The following is a 5,952-nucleotide window of genomic DNA, read 5'->3' on the forward strand; positions in this document are numbered from 1 at the left end:
GTCGCCGAAAATGATTCGTGTGGGGTTATGAAACGTAAAGTTCTGCATTGAATCTCTCTTCCTTACATTGAAATGACCGGTCGTCTCAAAACGGAATAAACGGCTACCCGGATCGACACCAGACACCGTTCAAACCAGCCACGACCGTTACTGCGGGGATTTGAAAAACAGATCGAACATGGAATGCACGCAAGCCTTCAGCGGCTCGACGGAGTCATCCAGCTTCATGCGCAACAAGCTGCCTTCCCACGCATTCCAGAACAGGTCAGCCATTGCATCAGCCGAAAGATCGCGCCGCACGGAGCCGTATTCCTGGCCGCGCCGCAGATAATCGGCACAGCCGACACGCCATTCATTGACCGTCCTGCGCGCGGCGAGCCGGCACAGATCGCTCGACTGCGCGATCTCTCCTGCAAAGTTGCCGACCAGACAACCGTAGCGGTCGTCACAGGCTTCGTAGTCGGCAACGATGCATGCGTAGATGCCGCGAAGCGCGAGCAGCGGGTCGGACGATGCCGCTTCGCGCGAATACCGCTTCCATTCAGCGGCCTGCTCCTGCGCGTAGTGTTGCAGGATTGCCGCGCCGAATGCCTCTTTGCTCTCGAAGTAGTTGTAGAACGAGCCCTTCGGCACGCCGGCACGCTCGACGATGTCTTTTACGCCGGTGCCGTGATAACCCGTTTCGGCGAACAGCGCGACACCCGCTTCGAGTAGCCTTTCGCGAAAGTCTTCAGTGCGTCGTGTTTGCATAACCCTGACAACTACAGCCCTAAGGGCACGGTGCCGCTCCGCGCGAGCGGGCGGCACCGCGCACGTACATCGATTTCAAGCCGCGTCAGGCGCGGCGCGTCGCAAGTTCGGCGCCTTGCCGCAGTGCTTCGAGCAGGCTGCGTTCGTCAGCGATGCCTTTGCCTGCGATATCGAACGCCGTGCCGTGATCGACCGAGGTACGGATCACATCGAGTCCGACCGTCACGTTGACGCCGGCTTCGAGGCCGAGCACCTTGACCGGACCATGGCCCTGATCGTGGTACATCGCCACCACCAGATCGAAGTCGCCGCGTCCCGCACGGAAGAACAGCGTGTCGGCCGGAAGCGGGCCCTCGATGTCCCAGCCGCGTTCACGCAAGACCTGCACGGCCGGAACGATCTTTTCCTCTTCCTCGCCATAACCGAACAGGCCGTTTTCGCCGGCATGCGGGTTGATGCCGCACACGGCGATGCGCGGATTGGCAATGCCCGCCTTCACCAGCGTCGCATGGCCTCGCTCTAGCGTGCGCTGCACGAGGCCCGGTTCGATCTTGCGGATCGCATCGATAATGCCGATGTGAGTCGTCACGTGAATCACGCGCAGTTTCGGCGCGACCAGCATCATCGACACCTCCTCGATGCCCGTGAGATGCGCGAGCATTTCAGTGTGGCCGGGATACTTGTGACCGCCGGCGTGCAACGCTTCCTTGTTCAGCGGCGCCGTGCAGATCGCATCGATCTCGTCGGCCTTCGCGAGTTCGACGGCGCGCGCGATGTACTGATACGCGGCGTCGCCTGCGAGCGCCGACAGTGCGCCGAAAGGCAGGTCGGCGGGAATCAGCCCGAGGTCGATGCAGTCGATGGTGCCCTGCTCATATTGCGCATCAGCCGGCTTCGCGATGCGACGCACTTTCGTGCTGCCGCCGACAATCCGGTTGGCCTGCTCGAGGCGCGCGGCATCGCCGATGACGAGCGGCCGGCACTGCCGGTAGACGGACTCGTGCGTCAAGCTCTTGACGACGATTTCCGGACCCACGCCCGCTGCGTCGCCCATCGTGATGCCGATGACTGGAAGATAGTTGCTCATGATGTTTTGCCTGAATGACGTTGGTTCGTTTCGCGAGCCGGCGAAGATGTTGTGTTGCCGCTCGGGTGAGCCGATCCGGACTCGTTGTCAGCGAACTCCGGTGTGCCCCGCAGATGAAGGTAGGCGCCGTACAGCGCATGCTCGCTGCCAAATGCGCCGGCTTTGGTGACGACGGTGAGGCGCGGGTTGCCGTACGGGCGGCCCACTGCCACGCCCGGCTCGATTTCCGAAAGCAATTGCAGGCTGTCGATGCCGGCTGTACCGAGCATCGCGCGCGCGGTTTCGCCGCCCGTCGCGATCAAACCGCTCAGATGCGTGAAAAACGGTGCGACGAGCGAAGCGAGCGACGCAGACAATTGCGCGCCTTCGGCGGGATCGAACAGATCGTCGCGACCAATTCGCACCAGCAAGTCGGTGTGCGCGCTCAGATGCGCGCCAACGCGTGCCTGCCAGGCCGTCCACTCCTGATGAGACTCGCCCGCGCGCAGCACGACCGGCGGCACGATCAACTCGCCCACGCCCGCACGCTCGCGCAGCATCGCGCATTGCTGTTCCGAGACGGCCGACAGACTGCCCACCAGAATCAGGATCGCGCTTCTCTGCTGGTCCGGCTTCGGCGGCGCGTCTTGCGCGGCTTCCGTGGCGACCTCGAACAGGTCACTCAACGACGCCAGTTCGCGAGCCAGACCGCCCGAGCCGACCCAGAACAGGGCTTCCTCCATCGACGCTGTCGCCTGCGCGAGTGCTCTCAAATCCTCATCCGTTTCCGCATCGACGATGAGCGCCTGCGCGCCACTGCTCGCCACGGCGGCAATGGCAGCGCGCAACGCTGCGGGATCGCCACGCAGCGCGTCGACACCCAGGGCCGCGGTGCGCAAGCCGACCGCCTTGACCATGGCGTTGAGGTCGGCGGAGTGCGCGGCGTGTTCGAGCTGCCACGTTTCCGTATTTTCGAGCGGCACGCCGCGCACGAATACGCGGCCCTCACGGACGGTGCGCCCAGTGGCAGGAAAGGCCGTGGCGACGATGGCGAGGCCCGCGAGCGGCTGCAACGCGGCTACTTCCGCGGCCCAGTTACCGCGCAAGGTCGAATCGATTTTCTTGTACAGACGCCGACCCGGCCCGCGCTGCGCCAGCCACGCGGCGCTGGTGCAGTGTGCAGCTTCGGCCGGCGGCATGCGGCGCGTGTCGGTATCCACCGCGATCACCTCCGCCGCGCCCATCGCGCGTGACGCGTTCAGCGTCACCGCCGTACTGCGCCCCGCTCCCGCAAATGCAATCGCGCAGTCGGCGGCGCCGGACAGGTCGTCGGCGATGATCAGAATGCTCGTGCTGCTCACCGGGTCGCCTCCAATGCAGCCGCGCGGCTCGCGTCGGCCTGCTTGCCAATTCGCTTTGCGACGGCCGCAGTAAGAATCGGCGACACGATTGCGGTCACGACGACGCATGAGGCGACCAGCAAAGTCGCGCTCTTCGCGGCCTCGGCATAGACCGGGTTGGCCGCTGCAATCAGCGCCGGCACAGCCGCTCCGTTGCCAGCCGTGTTGGCTGCCGCCACGCCTGCGACACCCGTGCCGCCAGTCAGCCGATCGGTCAAATACAGGGGGATGCCCGTCACGATCACCACCGCGACGCCGAGGCCAATGCCGAGCAAGCCGGCTTGCCATACTTTGTGCAGGTCGAGGCTCGCGCCCAGCGCCAAGGCGAAGAACGGAATCATCACAGGCACCGCGCGGCCGAGAAAGTTGCGCATCTCACGGTCCAGATTGCCGAGCAGCATGCCGGCCGCGAGCGGGAGGATGCTGCCGACCAGCGTCTGCCACGGAAACGCCGACAGCCCGGCTACGCCGAGCGTGACCATCGTCAGGAACGGGCCGGATTCGAGCGACATGATCGTATAGGCACCGACGTCCTCAGACTTGCCATATTGACCCATCAACGCCATGTACAGGCCGCCGTTCGTGTCGTTCATCGCGGCAACCACCGCCAGCGTCGACATTCCCGCGAACAGTCCGGACGAAACCGGCTGCTCACCCAAAAAGTGGCCCAGCACGACACCCACCATAATCGCGGACCCGACCTTCGCCGCGAATAGCGCCCCGCCCTTCTTGAGCAGATAAGGCGTTGCCTTCACATCGATCGACGCGCCCATGCACACATAAAACACGGCGAGAATCGGCAACGCGCCGGTAAACAACGCATTCGTGAACGAGCCGAAGAACTTCGGCATGCCCGGCAAGAAGGTGGCGATCATTGCGCCGAACAGTAGCGGGACGATCATCATCCCGCCCGGAACGCGTTCGATCGCGCGCTTGATAGGAACTTGGGCCATCATTGTCTCCTGTATGGAAATGATCGAAACAATCATTTATAAATGACTGATTCAGTCATTCGGAGTGTACGCCACGAGACGCCCCTGCGCAATCCGCTCATTAACAAGTTGTCGAGGCTGGCAAATTCGCCAGAAACGAGCACGTTCAGGCGTAATGGGGTCGAATTTGATTGAATCGATCACATTGAGCCAAAACCACTTGTATGCCGTAACGACGTCGCGGGCGCAGCGCGCCCCGCTCCGCAGGCGTTGCTCCAGCAGCCGGTTTGATTACACTTACGCCCGTTGGCGCCTCTCCTCTCTATTGCGCGCAGCATTCGGATGACCCGCTACCCTCTATCACCATGAAAGTTACGAACCGCCGCGAGGCGATGCTGAAGGCCGTTCTGTCCGGCATGAACGACGTGGGCGCCCTGTGCGAGCATTTCGGCATGTCCGAAGCAACCGTACGTCGCGACCTGCGCGCGCTCGCCGACGAACGGCTCATCGTGCGCACGTACGGAGGCGCGGCCGCCTCGGTCGGGATTCACGAACCCGAGGAGTCGCTCGATCTGCGGCGCGAAAGCTTCCGCGAGCAAAAGGACGCGATCGCGCAGGTGGCGGTGAGCCACGTCCAGGACGGCGACACCATCTTTCTCGACGGCGGCACCACCACCGCTGCAATGGCCCGGCTGCTGGCCGGCCGCCGCGACATTCGCGTGGTCACCAACAACCTGCTGGCAATTGGCCTGCTTGCGTCGAGCGACGTGCCGGTCACGCTGATCGGCGGCGACCTGCGGCCCTCAAGCATGAGCACGCTTGGGCCGCTCGCGCAGATCGCGCTGAACCGCCTGTCCGTCGACAAGGCTTTTCTTGGCGCGGACGGCGTGGTCGCCGGCCGTGGGCTCTGCGAGGCGACCGCCGAGCAGGCCTATCTGAAGGAATGCATCATCAGGCAGGCGGCCAACGTCTTCGTGCTGGTGACGTCGCACAAACTGGATCGCGCGAGCCAGCAGCACTGGACCCCACTCGAACGCGACTGGACCCTGGTGACCGATGCTCAACCGGGCACGCCGGAATTGGCAACGTTCCTGCTGCACAGCGAAGTGACGATCGAAACCGCCTCGCAGCAGGCGCGCCAGCCTCTGCCTCACGGAAAGTCATAGTGTCTTCAGGCGTCGGCGCCGCGCGGCCATTACAGACCACACAGTCGCACAGGGCAGCGGCGAAGCTTCACACATGCGCAGCGCCAAACGCCTTCACGACGTTCACCCAATATGAGGCACCGGCAGCCAATGCGTCGTCGTTGAAGTCGTAGTGCGGGTTGTGAAGCGGAGCGCCAGGCTTGGGGCCGTCGACGCCCATCCAGACATACGCGCAGGCTTTTCGTCCAGTAAACCCGGCTCGCGATGTCGGACCGAGAGTACCCTCGTGGGCATCGTGCAACGCGAGATTGCTTTGCTGCATCCGCGTGACCAAGCCGAGGCGCAAGAATCAACCGTTCATGCGGCCGCCCACAACATCCGCCACCAGCAGCGCCGTCATGTTGACGATCCGGCGCACCGTCGCCGACGCCGTCAGCACATGCACCGGCTTGGCCGCGCCCAGCAGCATCGGACCAATCGCGATGTTGTTGCCCGCGGCCGTCTTCAGCAGGTTGTACGAGATGTTGGCCGCGTCGATGTTCGGCAGCACCAGCAGGTTCGCGTCGCCTTCGAGCGTCGAGTCGGGCATCACTTCGCGGCGCAGATTCGCGTCGAGCGCGATGTCGCCGTGCATTTCGCCGTCCACGTGCAGGTCCGGC

Annotated in this window: 6 protein-coding genes; 1 reads left to right on the top strand and 5 read right to left on the bottom strand. The window is 63.8% G+C overall.

What is annotated here, in order from left to right; translation table 11 throughout:
- Positions 1–147 precede the first annotated feature (147 nt).
- The 4 genes from P0D96_RS47265 to P0D96_RS47280 all read right to left on the bottom strand — a co-directional run bounded on the left by P0D96_RS47265 (position 148) and on the right by P0D96_RS47280 (position 4,169).
- Positions 148–750 carry a TetR/AcrR family transcriptional regulator gene (locus P0D96_RS47265; RefSeq protein ID WP_408321144.1) on the bottom strand — a complete coding sequence of 201 codons (603 nt, stop codon included), beginning with the start codon at positions 748–750 and terminating at the stop codon, positions 148–150.
- 85 nt (positions 751–835) lie between these two features.
- Positions 836–1,837 (bottom strand): 4-hydroxythreonine-4-phosphate dehydrogenase PdxA, encoded by a 1,002-nt coding sequence (pdxA, locus tag P0D96_RS47270; RefSeq protein ID WP_132379834.1) that lies wholly within the window; start codon positions 1,835–1,837, stop codon positions 836–838.
- Positions 1,834–3,177 carry a four-carbon acid sugar kinase family protein gene (locus P0D96_RS47275; RefSeq protein WP_408321146.1) on the bottom strand — a complete coding sequence of 448 codons (1,344 nt, stop codon included), beginning with the start codon at positions 3,175–3,177 and terminating at the stop codon, positions 1,834–1,836. Before P0D96_RS47275 ends, pdxA begins: the two co-directional genes overlap by 4 nt.
- The gene (locus tag P0D96_RS47280; protein WP_408321150.1) at positions 3,174–4,169 is read right to left on the bottom strand and encodes a 2-keto-3-deoxygluconate permease; all 996 of its coding nucleotides are present in this window, start codon (positions 4,167–4,169) and stop codon (positions 3,174–3,176) included. The genes P0D96_RS47275 and P0D96_RS47280 overlap by 4 nt, the downstream gene beginning before the upstream one ends.
- 344 nt (positions 4,170–4,513) lie before the next feature.
- Here P0D96_RS47280 and P0D96_RS47285 point away from each other — a divergent pair, with 344 nt between their 5' ends.
- Complete coding sequence (locus P0D96_RS47285) at positions 4,514–5,314, top strand: DeoR/GlpR family DNA-binding transcription regulator (RefSeq protein WP_132379828.1); 801 nt, start codon at positions 4,514–4,516, stop codon at positions 5,312–5,314.
- 328 nt (positions 5,315–5,642) lie between these two features.
- Here the strand turns inward: P0D96_RS47285 and P0D96_RS47290 are convergent.
- On the bottom strand, positions 5,643–5,952 hold a 310-nt coding region (locus P0D96_RS47290), incomplete at its 5' end, for a phosphate acyltransferase (RefSeq protein ID WP_408321148.1).

This window comes from Paraburkholderia sp. RL17-347-BIC-D, from assembly GCF_046027915.1.
Classification (GTDB): domain Bacteria; phylum Pseudomonadota; class Gammaproteobacteria; order Burkholderiales; family Burkholderiaceae; genus Paraburkholderia.

Bases quoted from the DNA above. Each gene is read 5' to 3' on its own strand.
- P0D96_RS47265 (WP_408321144.1), bottom strand. From the start codon at position 750: ATGCAAACACGACGCACTGAAGACTTTCGCGAAAGGCTACTCGAAGCG.
- P0D96_RS47280 (WP_408321150.1), bottom strand. From the start codon at position 4,169: ATGGCCCAAGTTCCTATCAAGCGCGCGATCGAACGCGTTCCGGGCGGG.
- pdxA (WP_132379834.1), bottom strand. From the start codon at position 1,837: ATGAGCAACTATCTTCCAGTCATCGGCATCACGATGGGCGACGCAGCG.
- P0D96_RS47285 (WP_132379828.1), top strand. From the start codon at position 4,514: ATGAAAGTTACGAACCGCCGCGAGGCGATGCTGAAGGCCGTTCTGTCC.